This window comes from Polaribacter sp. Hel1_33_96, assembly GCF_002846595.1.
Lineage (GTDB): Bacteria > Bacteroidota > Bacteroidia > Flavobacteriales > Flavobacteriaceae > Polaribacter.
In genome coordinates, this window is sequence record NZ_PJMV01000001.1 from 1,745,197 (window position 1) to 1,764,322 (window position 19,126).

The 19,126-nt window shown below is 30.7% G+C and carries 17 protein-coding genes; 5 read left to right on the top strand and 12 right to left on the bottom strand.

Features of this window, described 5'->3' with window-relative positions; genetic code table 11:
* Positions 1 to 4 precede the first annotated feature (4 nt).
* On the bottom strand, positions 5 to 892 hold the full coding sequence (locus ATE90_RS07750; RefSeq protein WP_036785411.1) for an ATP-binding cassette domain-containing protein: 888 nt from the start codon (positions 890 to 892) through the stop codon (positions 5 to 7).
* A gap of 485 nt (positions 893 to 1,377) precedes the next feature.
* Between ATE90_RS07750 and ATE90_RS07755 the strand changes: the two genes are divergently transcribed.
* Together ATE90_RS07755 and ATE90_RS07760 are read left to right on the top strand one after the other, a co-directional pair.
* Positions 1,378 to 2,466, top strand: coding sequence for a M42 family metallopeptidase (locus ATE90_RS07755; RefSeq protein ID WP_036785409.1), 1,089 nt, complete (start codon positions 1,378 to 1,380; stop codon positions 2,464 to 2,466).
* A gap of 54 nt (positions 2,467 to 2,520) precedes the next feature.
* On the top strand, positions 2,521 to 3,084 hold the full coding sequence (locus ATE90_RS07760) for an NUDIX hydrolase (RefSeq protein ID WP_254712303.1): 564 nt from the start codon (positions 2,521 to 2,523) through the stop codon (positions 3,082 to 3,084).
* A 35-nt stretch (positions 3,085 to 3,119) separates the two neighbouring features.
* Here the strand turns inward: ATE90_RS07760 and ATE90_RS07765 are convergent, their stop codons facing one another.
* From ATE90_RS07765 to ATE90_RS07790, 6 genes are all read right to left on the bottom strand, one after another.
* Positions 3,120 to 3,884, bottom strand: a complete 765-nt coding sequence (locus ATE90_RS07765; RefSeq protein WP_036785406.1) for a DUF6503 family protein — start codon at positions 3,882 to 3,884, stop codon at positions 3,120 to 3,122.
* 78 nt (positions 3,885 to 3,962) lie between these two features.
* Positions 3,963 to 5,729 carry an ABC transporter ATP-binding protein gene (locus ATE90_RS07770; RefSeq protein WP_101451178.1) on the bottom strand — a complete coding sequence of 589 codons (1,767 nt, stop codon included), beginning with the start codon at positions 5,727 to 5,729 and terminating at the stop codon, positions 3,963 to 3,965.
* A gap of 106 nt (positions 5,730 to 5,835) precedes the next feature.
* Positions 5,836 to 9,009 carry a VCBS repeat-containing protein gene (locus ATE90_RS07775; RefSeq protein WP_254712304.1) on the bottom strand — a complete coding sequence of 1,058 codons (3,174 nt, stop codon included), beginning with the start codon at positions 9,007 to 9,009 and terminating at the stop codon, positions 5,836 to 5,838.
* Positions 9,010 to 9,209: 200 nt separating this feature from the next.
* Entirely contained in the window at positions 9,210 to 11,117 is a 1,908-nt protein-coding gene (gene acs / locus ATE90_RS07780) for an acetate--CoA ligase (protein ID WP_101451180.1), read from the bottom strand.
* 109 nt (positions 11,118 to 11,226) lie between these two features.
* Entirely contained in the window at positions 11,227 to 12,915 is a 1,689-nt protein-coding gene (locus tag ATE90_RS07785) for a sodium:solute symporter family protein (RefSeq protein ID WP_036785398.1), read from the bottom strand.
* An 18-nt stretch (positions 12,916 to 12,933) separates the two neighbouring features.
* Positions 12,934 to 13,200, bottom strand: a complete 267-nt coding sequence (locus ATE90_RS07790; RefSeq protein ID WP_231960092.1) for a DUF4212 domain-containing protein — start codon at positions 13,198 to 13,200, stop codon at positions 12,934 to 12,936.
* A 122-nt stretch (positions 13,201 to 13,322) separates the two neighbouring features.
* Here ATE90_RS07790 and ATE90_RS07795 point away from each other — a divergent pair, with 122 nt between their 5' ends.
* Together ATE90_RS07795 and ATE90_RS07800 are read left to right on the top strand one after the other, a co-directional pair.
* Positions 13,323 to 14,090 carry a sulfite exporter TauE/SafE family protein gene (locus ATE90_RS07795; RefSeq protein ID WP_254712305.1) on the top strand — a complete coding sequence of 256 codons (768 nt, stop codon included), beginning with the start codon at positions 13,323 to 13,325 and terminating at the stop codon, positions 14,088 to 14,090.
* A gap of 79 nt (positions 14,091 to 14,169) precedes the next feature.
* Complete coding sequence (locus ATE90_RS07800) at positions 14,170 to 14,967, top strand: TerC family protein (RefSeq protein WP_036785396.1); 798 nt, start codon at positions 14,170 to 14,172, stop codon at positions 14,965 to 14,967.
* A 40-nt stretch (positions 14,968 to 15,007) separates the two neighbouring features.
* Here the strand turns inward: ATE90_RS07800 and ATE90_RS07805 are convergent, their stop codons facing one another.
* The 5 genes from ATE90_RS07805 to ATE90_RS07825 form a co-directional block, all read right to left on the bottom strand.
* Positions 15,008 to 15,373, bottom strand: a complete 366-nt coding sequence (locus ATE90_RS07805; protein ID WP_036785393.1) for a hypothetical protein — start codon at positions 15,371 to 15,373, stop codon at positions 15,008 to 15,010.
* Positions 15,366 to 15,848, bottom strand: a complete 483-nt coding sequence (locus tag ATE90_RS07810; protein ID WP_036785390.1) for a hypothetical protein — start codon at positions 15,846 to 15,848, stop codon at positions 15,366 to 15,368. Before ATE90_RS07810 ends, ATE90_RS07805 begins: the two co-directional genes overlap by 8 nt.
* Entirely contained in the window at positions 15,848 to 16,792 is a 945-nt protein-coding gene (locus tag ATE90_RS07815) for a phosphoribosylaminoimidazolesuccinocarboxamide synthase (RefSeq protein WP_101451184.1), read from the bottom strand. Before ATE90_RS07815 ends, ATE90_RS07810 begins: the two co-directional genes overlap by 1 nt.
* A 110-nt stretch (positions 16,793 to 16,902) precedes the next feature.
* The gene (locus tag ATE90_RS07820) at positions 16,903 to 17,187 is read right to left on the bottom strand and encodes a hypothetical protein (protein WP_101451186.1); all 285 of its coding nucleotides are present in this window, start codon (positions 17,185 to 17,187) and stop codon (positions 16,903 to 16,905) included.
* Entirely contained in the window at positions 17,184 to 18,137 is a 954-nt protein-coding gene (locus tag ATE90_RS07825; RefSeq protein ID WP_036788128.1) for a PhoH family protein, read from the bottom strand. The genes ATE90_RS07820 and ATE90_RS07825 overlap by 4 nt, the downstream gene beginning before the upstream one ends.
* 128 nt (positions 18,138 to 18,265) lie before the next feature.
* Here ATE90_RS07825 and ATE90_RS07830 point away from each other — a divergent pair, with 128 nt between their 5' ends.
* Positions 18,266 to 19,126 carry an SAM hydrolase/SAM-dependent halogenase family protein gene (locus ATE90_RS07830; protein ID WP_036785383.1) on the top strand — a complete coding sequence of 287 codons (861 nt, stop codon included), beginning with the start codon at positions 18,266 to 18,268 and terminating at the stop codon, positions 19,124 to 19,126.

Below are 19,126 nucleotides of genomic sequence, written 5' to 3' on the forward strand. Positions count from 1 at the left end.
AACGTTAAACTAACTCTGGTTCATCTTGCTTTAATGCAATAAAATAAACATCATCTAATTGTGGTTTTACCGCTATAAATTCTTCTGAAGGTTTTTCTGCAGCATGCACTCTAATATTTAATGTATTGTCTTGGTTGTAGTTCGAAGATAAAATATCAAACTTTTCTTCATTCTCTTCTAAATCCTCTCTATTGATAATTTTTGTCCAAATGGTTCCATCAATTTCCTTCGTAGCTTCTTGCGGAGTTGTATGATTTAGAATTTTTCCTCCGTTTAAAATTGCCATTTCATTGCACAATTCTTTTACATCTTCAACAATATGAGTAGAGAAAATAACGGTGCAATTTGTGCCAACTTCGCGTAAAACATTTAAAAAACGATGTCTTTCAGCCGGGTCTAAACCTGCTGTTGGTTCATCTACAATAATTAATTTTGGATTATTTAAAAGTAACTGAGCGATTCCAAAACGTTGTTTCATTCCGCCAGAATACCCGGCAACATGTTTACGTCTTACATCATATAAATTTGTAATTTCTAAAACCTTTTTTACAATTGCCTTTCTTTCACTTTTGTTTGCAATTCCTTTTAAAGTTGCAAAATAATCTAACAAATCTTCCGCAGACATTTTAGGATAAACACCAAAAGACTGTGGTAAATATCCCAACACTTTACGCAAAGACATATTATCTTCCAATACATTGATATTTCCAAAAGTAATTGAACCAGAATCTGGACTTTGCAACGTTGCAATTGTTCTCATTAATGATGATTTTCCAGCACCATTTGGCCCTAACAAACCAAACATTCCTGTTCCTATTTCAATACTTAAATTATCAATAGCTTTTACACCATTCTTATACGTCTTCGTTAAATTTTCTATTACTAGCTTCATTTTTTTTGTTTTATTATAGTTGCTCTCTAAATTTTATGCCTTTAAACCTTATGTATCTATTTGTCCTACTTTATGTCCAAAAGTAATATTTATATTATCATAATCTTATAAATCGAATACATTTTTGATAATTACATTTCTAATATTATTTTTATAAGCATTCAGTAAACCACCTGATACTGCTTTAAATAATTTAAAAATCTATCTATGAATTCTGAAAACTAATACCCCATTTCAAATTTAAAGTGAAAAGGAGGACAAGTCATAAAATAACTAAAATTGATTTTAATTTTAAATATTTTTAGTTTTTCCATAAGTTTCATTGATAAGTATAAAAGTTCTAAAATTTGTTACACTTTTTATGATAATTTTTTGAGAATAGTAGAAAAAACGTTTTACTTTTACACATGATTTAACATGACAATTAGTATGTCATATAACAATAATGCGCGTCTATTTAACAATATTTTAATAAAATTATAAAAATGGCAAAAGAAACAATTTTAAATAAAAGCTCACTTACATTTTTAGAAAAATATCTAAACAATGCGGCTCCTACAGGCTATGAATGGGAAAGTCAAAAAATTTGGATGGAGTATCTTAAGCCCTATGTGGATACTTTCATTACAGATACGTACGGCTCTGCAGTTGGTGTAATAAATCCTGATGCAAAATACAAAGTTGTAATCGAAGGTCATGCAGATGAGATCTCTTGGTATGTAAATTATATTTCTGATAATGGTTTAATTTATGTGATTAGAAATGGAGGTTCAGATCATCAAATTGCACCAAGTAAAATTGTAAACATTCACACTAAAAACGGCATTGTAAAAGGTGTTTTTGGTTGGCCTGCAATTCATACAAGAGATAAAGGAAAAGAAGAGGCCCCAAAACCTGACAATATTTTTATAGATACAGGTTGCACATCAAAAAAAGAGGTTGAAGATTTGGGCATACATGTAGGATGTGTTATTACTTATCCAGATGAATTTCATATTTTAAATGGAGATAAATTTGTTTGTAGAGCTTTAGACAACAGAATGGGTGGCTTTATGATTGCCGAAGTTGCTCGTCTATTAAAAGAAAACAAAAAAGAATTACCTTTCGGATTGTACATTACCAATTCTGTGCAGGAAGAAATTGGTCTACGCGGTGCAGAAATGATTACACAAACTATTCAACCAAATGTAGCAATTGTAACAGATGTAACGCATGACACGACTACACCTATGATCGACAAGAATAAAGAAGGTCTTTTAGAAATGGGCAAAGGTCCAGTTATTGCTTATGCGCCGGCTGTGCAACAGAAATTACGTGATTTAATTACAGAAACCGCTGTAGCGAATAAGATTCCTTTTCAACGTTCAGCTCTTTCAAGAGCAACAGGAACGGATACAGATGCTTTTGCTTACAGTAATGGTGGTGTTGCCTCTGCATTAATTTCTTTACCCTTAAGATACATGCATACCACAGTAGAAATGGTGCATAGGAATGATGTAGAAAATGTAATTAAAATGATTTATGAAACCTTATTAAACATCAAAAACGGAGAAACTTTTTCTTATTTTGAATAATAAAATCTTATCATTTCGATAAAAATCAATTGGTCTTTTTTTTTTATCGAAATGATGTTTTCTTTTGCAATGGATGAATTAATTGATATTTTAACACCTAACGGAAAATCAACAGGAAAAACAGCATTAAAATCTGAAGCCCATAAAAACGGCTGGTTTCATGCAACAGCTCATATTTGGTTTTTTACCTCGGATAGAAAAATATTACTTCAAAAAAGAGCGCTTACAAAGAAGGTGTTTCCCGGAATTTGGGATATTTCCGTTGCTGGACACATTGGAGCTGGTGAAGATATTGTAGAAGGTGCCAAAAGAGAAGTTTTTGAAGAAATTGGGATAGAAATAGGAGAAAAAGACCTTATCAAAATAGGTACTAGAATTCATCAAGTTTCCCATGAAAATGGAATCCAAGATAATGAGCATCATCATGTATTTATAACCGAATTAAAGGTTAATATTTCGACTTTAACGATGCAAAAAGAAGAAGTTGATGGTTTAGAATTGTGGGATTTGAACGTATTAAATCAAACAAAAAGTCTAGAAAACGTTTTGCTGCCAAAGTTTCATGATTATTATCGTTCTGTGTATGATAAAATTAACACACATTTGGAATCAACTTAATTTTCCCACCTTATACTGCGACTGAAAACTCCGAACTATTTTATTGGTTTCTCAAAAAAAGAGGCTCCTATTTTACCTTCACTTAGAAGTGGCAGCGTGAATTTTGTTGCTGGCTTTTCAGGTTCAGTCGGCAAGCCGCTTTCATCCATTTTATACCATGTAATTTCTTTTGGAAAAACCAATCCGCTTACAACTTCCCATTTATTATATCTAATCATATGGAATAAATTATTTGGCTTTTTAGAGCTAAAAGTAACTGTATATGCTAGCCATTCCATTTGATAGGTTTCAGAGCTGTAATACACTATATAATTATCATCAGGAGAAGTTCCTATATTCTCTTTGTATGAAATTTTATATCCAGGATACTTTACTCCTTTAAAAACTAAATCATCCACTTTTTCATAAATAATTCCATCATCTGCCAACACAAAAGGCATTGCATAAAAATAAAAATATAAATTGTAGTAGAAGGCTGGATTTCCTTTGAATATACCTTTTTTGTCTTCACTTAACCAAACTTCTTTTCCATCAAAACCTAAAGAATATTTTGGTGTATTAATTACTGTTTTTCTTGAACGTAAATCTGCAGTATGAATTTCCTCTCCCTTATTAAAAGATAATATTTGTGCTTTCCTCCAAATATTAATACCTCCGTGTTTCTGGAAGACTTTTCCTAATTCCATTGGAAAAACCTCACTTTTAACTTCAAGAGTAACATCAACTTTATTGTCTCTTTTAGATTCATTTTTACAAGAAAAGGTAATAATTACAATTAATAATAAAAGTGCTTTTTTCATATGCTTAGGTGTATTGATTCCAAATAGTTCTAAAATTGTTTTTTTCTAAATATTTATAAAAATAGTACATCTAAATATTTAAATTTTAGCCTGGTACGTATATAAATCGAAATATCTTCCTTTCGCTTTTATCAAATCATCATGCGTACCTCTCTCTGCAATACTTCCGGCTTCAATGACTAAAATCTGATCTGCTTGTTTAATAGTACTTAATCTGTGCGCAATTACAATAGTACTTCTATCTTTTACTAATTCCGATAAACTTTTCTGAATTAAAGATTCACTTTCGGTATCTAAACTAGAGGTTGCTTCATCCAAAATTATAATTTTCGGATCTGCTAAAATTGCTCTTGCAATGGCTAATCTTTGACGTTGACCACCAGAGAGTTTAACACCTCTTTCTCCGATTAAGGTATCTAATCCATTCTCAAAACGATCTGTGAATTCATTCACATAAGCTGCTTTTACTGCATTTTGTAGTTCTTTTTCAGTTGCATTAGGTCTAGGAAATAAAATATTTTCTTTGATAGTGCCCTCAAATAAAAATTCGTCTTGTAAAACAACGCCTAAATGTTTACGATAACTAGATAATTTTACTTTGGACATGTCTTGATTATCAATTGTAATTTTACCTGATTTCGGGTTTAAAAACGTAGCTGACAAACCAGCGATCGTAGATTTACCAGAACCTGAACTACCAACTAAAGCCGTTACAGATCCTGAAGGGACTTTAAAATTGATATTGTTCAGTACTTCTTTTCCTGCTTCATAAGAAAAAGATACATCATCAAAAATAATTTCTCCTTTGACATCCTCTAAAATAATTGTTCTTCCCGCATCGTCTTCTTCTGCATTCATATTCATTAGTTCTTCTGTTCGATCTAAACCTGCAAGCGCCTCTGTTAACTGACTTCCAATATTACTCATTTGAACTATGGGCGCAATCATAAAACCAAGTAATAATGTAAAGGATAGAAAATCTCCTACTGTTAATTCACCCGTCATAATTTTGTAACCACCAATGCCCATAATTCCTGTAGAAGCTAGTCCTAATAAAAAAGTAGAAGAACTAGTCATTAAAGCAGTTGCCGTTAAGCTTTTCTTTACATTTTTAAATAATTTATCTACCCCTTTTTCAAAAACCATATTTTCTTGTTCTTCTGCATTAAAAGCTTTAATAACTCTAACTCCAGAAAGGGTTTCTGTTAACCTCCCTTTGACATCTGCATTAATTACACCTCTGTTTCTAAAAATAGGCCGTATATATTTAAATGCTTTTAAAGCTACAACTCCAAAAACAGCAACAGGAACTAACACAAAAAATGTCATTGAAGGACTGATACGAATCAACAAAATCATTGAAATTACGGCTGTAATAGTCCCACCAACTAATTGAACCAAACCTGTTCCTATTAAATTTCGGACACCTTCTACATCGCTCATAATTCTAGAGACTAATGCACCAGATTTTGTGTTATCAAAAAAACTGATTGGTAAAGACAATACTTTTTTTTGAACTTGAGCTCTTAATTCTGATATTAAAAACTGTGCTTGTACACTTAAAATTCTGGTTAATAAAAAAGAAGTGATTGATTGCACTAAAATTGCCAGTCCAACAATAAATAACAATTGATATAATTGGTCATAATCTTTATTTGGAATCACCTCATCCAATAGCGCCTTACTTTTCCATGGCAATACCAAACTAGACAATCGACTTAAAACTATTAATATTAATCCTATAAAAACCAACTTTCGTTTTGGCCAAATGATCGTTTTAAAAGTTTTTAGAATGGAAATTTTGGGTTTATTTTTATCTTGTTTTATATCGTTAAGATGCTGCATTAATAATATTATTTTTAGAGTATGATTGATTCCTTATTGTCAATTTATATGCCATATTAGATAACATGACATAATAACAAAAAGATGGATATACGAACACCTTTGTTTAATTAACTTTTAAAATAGTTAGCTCAGCATTTTTATTTAAAATGATAAAATGCCAAACACCATTAATGCTAATTTTTTCTATTGCTTTTGCCTCCATATTATTAAAATAACTAGAATCATTGTAAAAAGTAAAACCTCCTTTTTGGTCCCCCAATAAAACATATCCTTTTGAGGCATCATATCTTATGGTTTCTACTTCTGATTCATACACATTACCGATGCCAAAAACATCTAGATATCCATCATTATTTATATCTATAATTGAAGCACCTAAAGTAGGTGAAAATTGCGCTTCATTTGGCAGTTTTTTAATTTCAAACATACCTCCTCTATTATTTTTTAAAATGAACGAAGAAAAGTCTTGCGCTATAAAATGATGTGCATTTTCTAATTTTTCAGAGCCATAAATCTCAAACATGTTAGCTGCTGCAAATTCCTTAAATGTTTTAATTTTCTGATTTAAAAAAGGCGTTTGCTCCGTAGAACATTCTTTACCACGAACGGGAAGTAAATCTCCCGTTTTTGAAACTTTGCTTAAAGCAATATCAAAACTAGTATTCTCGTCAAAATAGCCTGCATAAATATGCAATGGTTTTTGCTTATTTGGATGAAATTTATTATTAATTCCCCAATTTCCAATAATATAATCTGTATCACCGTCAGCATCAATATCAGTAGGTGTTATCGATTGATACCATCCACTAATATTGCTGACACCCTCTATATGTTTTTTATAAAATTGATTGTTCTTATTCTCAAAAAAAGTAATGGACATCCACTCCCCTAAAACAATTAAATCTTCATCTCCATCGAGATCAAAGTCTGAAAAAACAGCATCGTTTATCATCCTTAAATCAGAAATACTGTCAAATTTATCCTCAATATTATTGCTATATTTTCCTTTTTCATTTTCTAGAAAATAGGCGTTTTCCGATAAAGGATATTGGCCATGCTTCGCATTATTTCCAATAAAAATATCAATATCACCATCTTTATCAAAATCTGAAAATGCAATCGCTTTAGAGTTTGAAGTTATCTTTGGAAGTTTTGTTTTTGTGAATTTTCCCTTTCCATTATTAAGATATAATCTATCTTGTAAAAGTGGACTATTTTCTTTAACATCATATCCTCCAGAAGTTACATATAAATCTAAATCATTATCATTATCTACATCTAAAAATTTCGCATTTGTATCTTCAAAATCTTTATCTAACTCAAATAATTTTTGATTTGTTTCTATAAATTTTCCATCTTTACTTTGACAATATATAGCTCCTTTTTCACCTTTAGCATTTCCAGCAAAGAAATCATCTAAACCATCATTATTGATATCTCCAACTGCAAGCGCTGAACTTTTTTCAGATTGTTTTTGCGGTAATAATAACTGTAATTTAAAATCGTCATAAATATTTTCTTTTTGCTTATAATTGATACCAATATCAGTTGGAATTATTCGTTTAAATAATCTTGAGTTCATCGCATCCTTTTTAACAAAATTCGTAGCACCCTCAATGTTAAAAATTACAGTTTGATTAACTTCTACATTTTTTAATTTTTCAGTAGTATTATTTCCCCAATCAATAAATACACTATCTACTTTAGTTTTATTCCCTAATCCAAAATGCAGCTGAGCACTTACTGAAGATTGAAAACCTCTACTCAAAAATTGTTTTTTAGTTTGTTGCAATTTTTCTGAAAAAACAGTGATTTCTGCTCCAATACCAAAAGGATTAGTTGTTGGTCCTTTAAGCTTAAAAATGATATAGTTATTTTTTGTGTTGTTTTTATAAATAGATGCTTTTTCTCCTTGATTATTTATAATTAAATCTAAATCACCATCATTATCTAAATCTGCATATGCTGCTCCATTAGAATTTATTTTAGCATCTAAACCCCAACTTTTAGTGGTATTTTTAAACGTTAGGTCTTGATTATTTTTAAAGATATAATTACTTAATTTCTCTGAAGTAATTATTTTTTTAGCAGCATCTAGAGAAACTCTTTTACGGTTTCTAACATTGGTTTTCATTTGATTTCTAAAATCTTGATTTGTTAAATCATTTTGAATTCCATTAGTCACAAATACATCCTTAAAACCATCATTATCAAAATCCGCTATTAATGGCGCCCAACTCCAATCCGTTTTCGAAATTCCGGCAAGCTGTCCTATTTCACTATACGTATTGTCACCATTATTTAATTGTAACACGTTAGACATATATTGATAATGATAACCTTTTTTTACTAAATTATGAAAATTAGAAATACTCATCGTTGCCATATTTTCTTTGCTTCTAATATGGTCTTCCGCCATCATATCTAAAACAATTAAATCTGGTTTTAAATCATTGTTAATATCAGCAAAATCAGATCCCATGCTGTTGGTAGAAATGTGGTTAAAATATTTTAATGCCTCGTCTTTAAAAGTTCCATTACCTTGATTTATATATAAATAATCAGGGTCAAAAAAATCATTCGCAACATAAACGTCTAACAAATCATCATTATTAAAATCCCCAATGGAAGCACTTAAACCCCATCCTTTATTTAAAATCCCTGCTTTTTTTGTGATATTTTTAAAAGTAGCACCATCATTTCTAAATAATTGATCTGAATTAAAGGGCTCTTTAGCTTCTTTAATTGAAAAATCTTTACGATGATTTACAAGATACATATCCAGATCATCGTCATTATCAAAATCAAAAAAATAGGCTTGAGTAGAAAACCCGAAATGATCCAGGCCATAAGCTTTGGCTTGTTCCTTGAAAGTGTTGTTTTTTTGATTGATAAATAGCTTATTTCTTCTTTTTGAGTGGCTGTTTATAGATCCTGATTTACAAACATAAAAATCTAACCAACCATCATTGTTAATATCTATTGCAGTTACACCTGTAGTCCATCCTGTTTGGTCTGCAATTTTTGCTTTTTGAGTAATATCTTTAAACTCCAAATCTCCCTGATTTAGATATAACTTATTTAATCCTTGATTAGAAGTAAAAAATAAATCTTCCAAGCCGTCATTATTAATATCTGCTACTGCCACTCCAGCACCGTTATAGATATAAGTGTAATTCAAAAAATTAAAGTTTGCATTTTCCTTCACTATATTTTTAAAATTAATATTTGTATCGGAAGAACTTAAAAGACTAAAACGGGTACTCGCATCTTTCATCTCTTTTGAACAAGAAAAAAAGAGGCCTAAAAAAAGTAGTATTAAGCAATAATTATTTTTCATTCTTAACTTTATGATCTGCCTTTTCAAAACTAACTTTTTATTTAAAACTATTTTACTTTTAACAATCATATCTACTTAATCTCAAAAATTCAGAACCACTCAATACTGCGCTTCTTTTTATTGAAAAATTAAAAAAACTAAAGTCTATTATCGATAATACTTTGCACAACTTCAGGGTTTAATAAAGTAGATACATCCCCCAAATTATCCATTTCATTACACGCGATTTTACGTAAAATACGTCTCATAATTTTTCCTGAACGTGTCTTTGGCAATCCTTCTGAAAACTGAATTTTATCCAATTTCGCAATCGGTCCGATGTGTTCTGTAATGATTTGATTAATTTCCTTTCGAAGATTATCCTGATTTCTGCCTTCTCCTGTATCTTTAAGAATTACATAGCCATATAATGCACTTCCTTTAATATCGTGCGGAAAACCTACAATAGCAGATTCGGCAACTGCAGGGTGCTCGTTAATTGCATCTTCAATAGGTGCTGTTCCTAGATTATGTCCAGAAACAATAATTACATCATCTACTCTACCAGTAATTCTGTAATAACCCACCTCATCTCTTAAAGCCCCATCACCAGTAAAATACATGTTATCAAAAGCAGAAAAATAAGTTTCTTTATATCGTTTATGATTTCCCCAAATGGTTCTGGCAATACTTGGCCAGGGAAATTTAATACACAACCTTCCTTCCACCTGATTTCCTTTTAATTCTTTTCCATTTTCATCCATTATTGCTGGCTGAATCCCAATAAAAGGCAACGTTGCATATGTCGGTTTTGTTGGCGTTACATAGGGAATAGGTGTGATCATCATACCTCCGGTTTCTGTTTGCCACCAGGTATCAATAATCGGACTTTTCTTTTTTCCTACATTATCATTATACCAATGCCATGCTTCCTCATTTATGGGTTCTCCTACAGACCCTAAAACTTTTAAAGTTGATAAGTCATATTTATTTACCAATTCTGTTCCTTGTTTTGCCAATGCTCTAATTGCTGTGGGCGCAGTGTAAAATTGGTTTACTTTATGCTTCTCTACAATTTCCCAAAAGCGTCCAAAATCTGGATAACTTGGCACTCCCTCAAACATAACAGTGGTTGCTCCGTTTGCCAAAGGGCCATAAACAATGTAAGAATGACCAGTAATCCATCCAATATCTGCAGTGCACCAATAGACATCATTTTCTTTGTATTGAAATGCATTTTTAAAAGTATATGCTGTATACACCATGTATCCAGCAGTTGTGTGCACCATTCCTTTTGGAGTTCCTGTAGAACCTGAAGTATACAAAATAAATAATGGATCTTCTGCATCCATAATTTCTGCTTCACATATATCTGATGCTATATCTAATAAAGGTTGTAACCATTTGTCACGTCCTTCTTTCATATTAATATCAGAATTTATTCTTTTTGCTACCAAAACAGTTTCAACTCCCGAACAACTTTTTAGAGCTTCATCTACAATTCCTTTTAAATCAATTGTTTTTGCCCCCCTGTAAGAACCATCTGAAGTAATTACCATTTTACAGTCAGAATCATTAATTCTAGTGGATAATGCCACTGATGAAAACCCTGCAAAGACAACAGAATGTATAGCTCCAATTCTAGCACAAGCTAATGTTGCTATTGCTAATTCTGGAATCATAGGAACATAAATACAAATTCTGTCTCCTTTTTTTACTCCGTTTTCTTTTAAAACATTTGCAAATTGATTTACTCTTTGATGCAGTTGTCTATAAGTAATGTGTTCCGCTGCTTCATTAACATCATTTGGCTCAAATAAAATAGCTGTTTTACCTCCTCTTGTTGATAAATGCCTATCAATACAATTTTCTGTGATGTTTAGTTGAGCGCCTTGAAACCATTTAATTTCTGGTTTAGAAAAATCCCAATCTAAAATTTTGTCCCATTTTTTTCGCCATAAAAAGTGTTCTTCTGCTAATTCTTCCCAAAACTTTTCTGGTTCACGAATTGATTTTCTATAAACTTGATAATATTCCTCTAGATGCTTAATGTGATAATTACTCATTTTTTATACTTTATTTAAAGCTCTAATGTCTTAAAACTAAATCTTCATCTATTATTTATTCTACTGATAACGTTATTTTACCAATAAAAAGCAAAACTTTAAATCTTTTTTAATGATGTTGTGCTTCATTTACCCCACTTGGTATCCTTATGTTTTCGACAATTTCCCTAACCTTACTTGGTGGTTCTGGTGTAAACCTAGAAACAATAAGAGAAATAATAAAATTAGTAATCATGGCCACTGTACCAAATCCTTCTGGTGAAATTCCAAACCACCAATCTTCTTTACCTCCACCACCAAACCAATCGAATTTGAATTTCATCATATAAAAAAGCATTAATAAAATACCTACTAACATTCCTGAAATTGCACCTTCTTTATTCATTCTTTTACTAAAAATACCTAAAACGATTGCTGGAAAAAAGGATGCTGCTGCCAAACCAAAAGCCAAAGCTACTGTTGCTACAACAAAATCTGGTGGATTTATACCAAAATAACCAGCCACACATACTGCAACAACTGCTGATAACCTTGCTGCTACTAATTCTCCTTTTTCAGAAATGTCTGGATTTATCATTTTCTTAATTAAATCGTGAGAAACTGATGATGAAATAACTAATAACAACCCAGCTGCAGTAGATAAAGCAGCTGCTAAACCTCCTGCTGCAACTAAAGCAATTACCCAATTTGGTAATTGTGCAATTTCTGGGTTTGCTAAAACCATAATATCTTTATCAACTATTAGTTCATTCTTTTTAGTATCTGCTAAATACTGAACTAACCCATCGTTATTCTTATCATCAAACTTTATGAGTCCTGTTTTTTCCCAATTACCAAACCAATCAGGTAAGGTTGCATATTCTTTATTACTTACAGTTTCAATTAAATTTGTTCTTGAAAAAACAGCTATTGCTGGCGCTGTTGTGTATAAAATGGCTATAAACAATAATGCCCAACCTGCAGATTTTCTTGCATCTGCAACTCTTTTTACTGTAAAAAAACGAACAATTACGTGTGGCAACCCTGCAGTACCAACCATTAGTGCACCTGTAATAAAAAAAACATCTAACGTTGATTTACTTCCTGATGTATATTCTGCAAAACCTAATTCTTTGTGTAAACCATCTAACTTATCTAAAAGGTAAACACCACCTTCATCCATTCCTCCAAAACCTAATTGAGGTATTGGGTTACCTGTCATTTGAATTGAAATAAAAATTGCAGGCACCATAAAAGCAAAAATCAACACACAATATTGTGCAACTTGTGTATATGTAATTCCTTTCATTCCTCCTAAAACAGCATAAAACAGAACAATTATCATCCCAATAATTACACCTGTATTGATATCAACTTCTAAAAAACGAGAGAATACTAAACCTACTCCACGCATTTGACCAGCTACATAAGTAAATGAAACTAAAAGCGCACAAAATACAGCTACACTTCTTGCTACGTTAGAATAATACCGATCTCCAATAAAATCTGGGACTGTAAATTTTCCAAATTTTCTTAAATATGGTGCTAATAATAGCGCTAGTAAAACATAACCTCCTGTCCAACCCATTAGATATACAGAACCGTCATAACCGTTAAACGAAATAAGACCTGCCATTGAAATGAAAGATGCTGCGGACATCCAATCTGCTGCAGTCGCTAATCCATTTGCTAAAGGAGAAACACCACCTCCAGCCACATAAAATTCTTTTGTTGATCCTGCTCTGGTCCAAATTGCAATTCCTATGTATAATGCAAATGTAATTCCTACTAAAATCCATGTCCAAACTTGAATGCTCATTATATTTTTTATTATAAATTAATTATTATACCCAAATTTTTTATCCAACTTATTCATCAATTTTATATAAACAAAAATGAGTATTACAAAAACATAAATAGCGCCTTGTTGTGCAAACCAAAAACCAAGTTTAAAACCACCTAATCGAATCATATTTAGCTCATCGAATAAGAGAATACCAAAAACAAAAGAGACCAAAAACCAAATACTAAGCAGTATTGATACATATTTTAAATTTTTTTTCCAGTACTTTTTTTTATTTTCTGAAATATTATTATTCATCATTGGTTTTTATTTTCAGCAATTTAAATAAAATTGTATACATTTATCTATCTAATTCTGCCTTTTTTATATCACAATTAAACAAAAGGTTTTTTAGTAGCAAACTTAAACATAAACAACTTTTTTTGATTTTTGAAACCTTTGTGCAATTCTGGCATATCATTATGTTATTCTTTGCTGTCGCCATATTGTATTCATCAGTCGGCTTTGGAGGCGGATCTAGCTACTTAGCTATTTTGGCTTTAAGCGGAATCGTTTATACTCAAATTAGAGCAACAGCATTATTATGCAACATCATTGTTGTTTTAGGGAATGTACTCTTGTTCCATCACGAAAAAAAAATGAATTGGAAAAAAATAATTCCTCTAGTCTTTTTGAGTATTCCTTTTGCTTATATAAGCGGAAAAATAATGATAAGTGAAGAATTCTTTTTCATTTTATTAGGACTTACTCTTTTATTTGCTGCAATTACTATGTGGATCTCTAAACAAATTATTTCTTCGGATAAAAAAAATATAAATCCAAAACCCATAAAAAATGCTAGTTTTGGCGGTGTTATTGGATTCATTTCTGGAATGGTAGGCATTGGAGGTGGTATATTTTTAGCTCCTCTTTTACATCTCACAAATTGGGATACTCCTAAAAAAATAGCAGCAACGGCAAGTGTTTTTATCTTGGTAAACTCTATTGCTGGTTTGTTAGGCCAGTATTCTAATCCAAATTTTGAAATCGACTGGAATCTAACTTCAATATTATTAATAACTGTATTTATTGGAGGACAAATTGGTAGTAGAATGAGTAATAAATTTTTTACTCCTATTCAATTAAAAAAGGCCACAGCTATTTTAATTGCTTTTGTTAGTATTAGAATACTTTGGAAATATTTCTTGTAAGAAGTATGGTATCATTTAATTTCTTTAAATATATTTGAAAATCCTAAAAAATTGAATTAATTAATCCTAAAAAAAAATCATGTTAGAAGTTATTTTTACTTTAATAATGTTGATCTTATTACAAGCAGTTCTTGGCTTTGACAACTTACTTTATATTTCTTTAGAGTCAAAAAAAGCACCAACAGCGAATCAAAAAAAAGTGAGAAAAACAGGAATCTTAATAGCAATTGTATTAAGAATTGTTCTCTTATTTGTGTTGGTTTCTATCATTGATTTTTTTCAAGAACCTTTTTCTTTTTTATCAGGAGGAATAAAAGATGTTGTGAAATTTGCTTTTAATGGTCATAGCATCATCGTCTTAATCGGTGGTGGATTTATTATTTACACAGCTATTAAAGAAATTTGGCATATGATTAGCGCAATAGATTTAGATCACGAAGTTGGAGGCGACTTAAACCGAAAAAAATCTTCGAACGCAGTTATTACAAGTATTGTTTTAATGAATTTGGTTTTTTCTTTTGATTCAATTTTAGCAGCAATTGGTCTTACGAGCGAAATAGAAAGTGCTACCACTGCTTTTATTGTAATGGCAATTGCAATTGTAATTAGTGGATTGTTAATGTTACTCTTGGCGGATAGAATATCAACTTTCTTAGCAAAAAATAGAATGTATGAAGTTCTAGGGCTATTTATCCTTTTTATTGTTGGAATTATGCTTGTTACAGAAGGCGGCCATTTAGCACATATTAAACTTTTTGGTAACGAAATTGTACCAATGAGTAAAACAACTTTCTATTTTGTACTTGCAATTTTAGTCATTGTTGATGTTGTTCAAGGAAAGTATCAAAAAAAGTTGTTAGCTGAAAAGAGTAAATAAGAGTTTTGTGATTACTACTTTCAGTAATAACCGATAAGTTTTATATTTCTGAAAGGCTATCTTGAAGTCTTTGTATTATAATTTGTATCACTCTTTTATTAAATTCTGTTAAATTCTGAGTGTAAGAAAGATACTCTTCCACTGAAAAATGACCAATAATAATACCTAAAATTAAATTCTTAAAATTTATATCTTTTTCAAAAATAGATTTGATTTTCAATTTTTTCTTTTCTTCTGATAACGAAGAAATATCTATTTTTCTTTTCTGAAGATACTGTTTAAAAAATGCAATTATTAAATGATGTTGCATTTTAATTACGGGTCGGATAATTGAATTTTGAAAAGCCTCTACTTTAGTTGTTTGAGCATTTATTAAATCTGGTAATTTCGGTCTTTCTTTATTCATTATTTAACAAATCATTTAATTCTAATTGATAATCATATTGTAAGTCTTCATGCAATTTTTCTATAGCTTTTTTGATTAATCTTACTTGTGAATCAAAAACATTTTGCAAACGCTGACTTCTTTCTATTGAAGGTTTAAAGTCCCTTAATTTTTTACAGAAATACAATAATAATTCAGTTTCTGTTTCTTTCTTTTTAGAATATCTGATAAACTTTTTTGTGAGGGATAAAATTTTACGAGCACTTTTTCTGATGTAAAAAAAACTATTTGTATTTATCTCAGAAAACTGAACATCCATTTGATCCTTTATAGATTGTATGTATGCATCTTCATCATGAGACTCGAACAATAAATAGGTAAGTAATTCTTTGTTTTCCTTTTTAAACCTCGATAAGTGCAAACATAACTCTTTTAACTCACTAGCTGATTTGTGAGTTAATTCGTCTTTAAGTTGTTTTATGGTTACCGCCTTCATTAAGCAAGAAAATCAGTAATATTTTTTTCAATTCTAGCTAATACATCTTCGGTACTTGCTTTCACAAATTTTTCTCCTGTAATTTGTTCATACAGCTCTATATATCTGTTAGAGATTTCTGAAATCTTAGCCTCTGACATTGCTGGAATTTGCTGATTTTCTTTTCCTTGAAAACCATTTTCGATCAACCATTGACGCACAAATTCTTTAGATAATTGCTTTTGATTTTCACCTTTGTGCTGTCTTTCCTCATATCCGTCAGCATAAAAATAACGTGAAGAATCTGGAGTATGAATTTCATCAATCAAAACAATTTTACCTTCTTTAGTTTTACCAAATTCGTATTTTGTGTCTACTAAAATCAGTCCTCTTTTTGCCGCAATTTCTGTTCCTCTTTGAAACAACTTTCTTGTGTAATCTTCTAAAACGAGATAATCTTCTTCAGAAACAATTTTATTAGCTAAAATATCTTCCCTAGAAATATCCTCGTCATGCTCGCCATTCTCGGCTTTGGTTGATGGAGTAATAATTGGATTAGGAAATTTATCATTTTCTTTCAATCCATCTGGCATTTCTACGCCACATAAAACTCTTTTACCTACTTTATACTCACGAGCTGCATGACCCGATAAATATCCACGAATTACCATTTCAACTTTAAAAGGTTCACATAAATGACCTACAGCAACATTTTCATCAGGATTTGCTAGCAACCAGTTAGGAACAATATCAACAGTATCATTCATCATTTTAGTCGCTATCTGATTTAAAATTTGACCTTTAAATGGAATTTGACGCGGTAACACAACATCAAAAGCTGAAAGTCGGTCAGAGGCAATCATTACTAAAAGTTTATCATTAATATTATAAACTTCTCTTACTTTTCCCTTATACACAGATTTTTGATTGGGAAAATTGAAATTAGTTTTGTTGATTGTATTCATTTTTTGTTGTGTTGTTGTTCTGGCAAAAATAGTCTTTTTTATAGATTATTATTTCTTCTTTTCTAAGACTTTTATTTGTTTTAAATTCTCTGCTATTGGACTTGCTGTTATCACTTTTTAACTCTTAAATATGCATAAAATTTAAACATCCATTTTGTAAAATACATATGCATCAACCAAAACACGAAAACTAGAAATATAGAAATTTTCCAATTATTAGTTAACAAGCTTATAGGTGAAATTAACGCATCTAAAATAGTTGTATAATTTAAATAGGATACTCCAAAAATCCCATAGAAAATGGCATGACTCACAATCCCTAAAATAATGAGGTACAAACAACCAATATAGAAATAATCTTGCAAGCCTAATTCACTTTCTTTTATCTTAATCATTCTGTTTCTATACTTTTATATGCTGAAATAATTCTCTTAACTAATCTGTGTCTTACAACATCTTTATCATCAAGGTACACTTGTGCAATTCCGGTAATATCCTTTAATGCTAATAAAGACTCTTTTAATCCAGAAATTTGTTTTCTTGGCAAATCTATCTGCCCTGGATCTCCAGTAATGATGAACTTTGCACTTTTACCCATTCTTGTTAAAAACATTTTCATTTGATTGTGGGTCGTATTTTGAGCTTCGTCTAAAATTACAAATGCATTGTCTAAGGTTCTTCCCCTCATAAATGCCAAAGGTGCAATTTGAATGATTCCTTTTTCTAAATGCGACTCTAATTTTTCATACGGAATCATATCTCTTAATGCATCATATAACGGTTGCATGTAAGGATCTAATTTTTCTTTTAAATCTCCCGGAAGAAAACCTAAATTCTCACCAGATTCAACCGCAGGTCTTGTTAAAATAATTCTTCTTACTTCTTTTTCTTTTAAGGCCTTTACGGCTAAAGCAACTGCTGTATATGTTTTACCTGTTCCGGCAGGCCCCACAGCGAACAACATATCATTTTTAGCCATTAAAGTGACCATTTTACGCTGGTTTTCAGTTTGTGGTTTAATCAACTTTCCACTAACACCATGCACTAAAACATCCTTTGCCTTTATTGCTGCAGTTGTTTTCTCTTCATTTCCAGTTGATGTTAAAATACGTTCAATACTATTCTCATCCAGCTTGTTATATCTATTAAAATACTTTATTAAACGCTCAAAACGAATTTCGAATTCATCTAAAACATCTGGATCTCCATAAATTTTTAATTTAGAGCCTCGGGCAACTATTTTAATTTTTGGGAAGTATTTTTTTAATTGTTCTATAGTGCTGTTTTGCGCTCCAAAAAATTCTTTAGGACTAATTTCTGTAAGTTCTATATTGCGTTCGTTCAAATGATTATTTTTTATTAATTGATTACATTTATATTTCAACTAAAAATAGCTAATAAATTTTCTAAAATGATTAGATTTGCTTAAATTAATGAATAACTTTTACACAATTAATTAACAGCAAAAAATTAATGTCTTTTATTACATTAACTACAGATTTCGGAACGAAAGACCACTTTGTTGGGGCTGTAAAAGGTGCTATATATTCTGAGCTTGCTGATGCTAAAATTGTAGATATTACACACCACATATCGCCTTTCAACATTACAGAGACGGCCTATATTTTAAAAAATTCTTACAAAAGTTTTCCTGAAGGTACAATACACATTGTAGGTGTAGATTCTGAGTTGAGTATAGATAATAAACATATTGCTATTGAATTAGACAACCATTTCTTTGTCTGTCCAGATAATGGAATTATATCAATGATTGCCTCAGAAATTCAACCTACAAAAATTGTAGAAATCAATATTCACGATAGAATTGAAAGCAGTTTTCCTGTTTTAGATGTTTTTGTGAAAGTTGCTTGTTTTATTGCACGTGGAGGAAATTTAACTGTGATTGGTAAGGAAACATTTGAATTTAAAAAATTAATTGAAATTCAACCGAAAGTAAATCAAAAACAAACACAAATTATTGCAGGTGTTTTATACATTGATAATTATGGAAATGTAATTACAAACATCAGTAAAAAAATGTTTAATGATATTGGGAAAGGGCGTAATTATAAAGTAAATGCTTCTCGTTATTCTTTTACAAAGATCTTTAATAAATACAATGAAATCACTGGAATTAACTCCAAAGATTCTAGACAATTTGATGGAAATAAATTAGCAATTTTTAATTCTGCTGGCTTTCTAGAAATTGCTGTTTACAGAAGTAATTTAAACACAGTTGGTGGCGCCTCAACTTTATTAGGGTTAAGTTATAGAGATCCAATAATCATTGATTTTTTTACAGAAACTAAACCAGAATACACGTCTTTATTATAG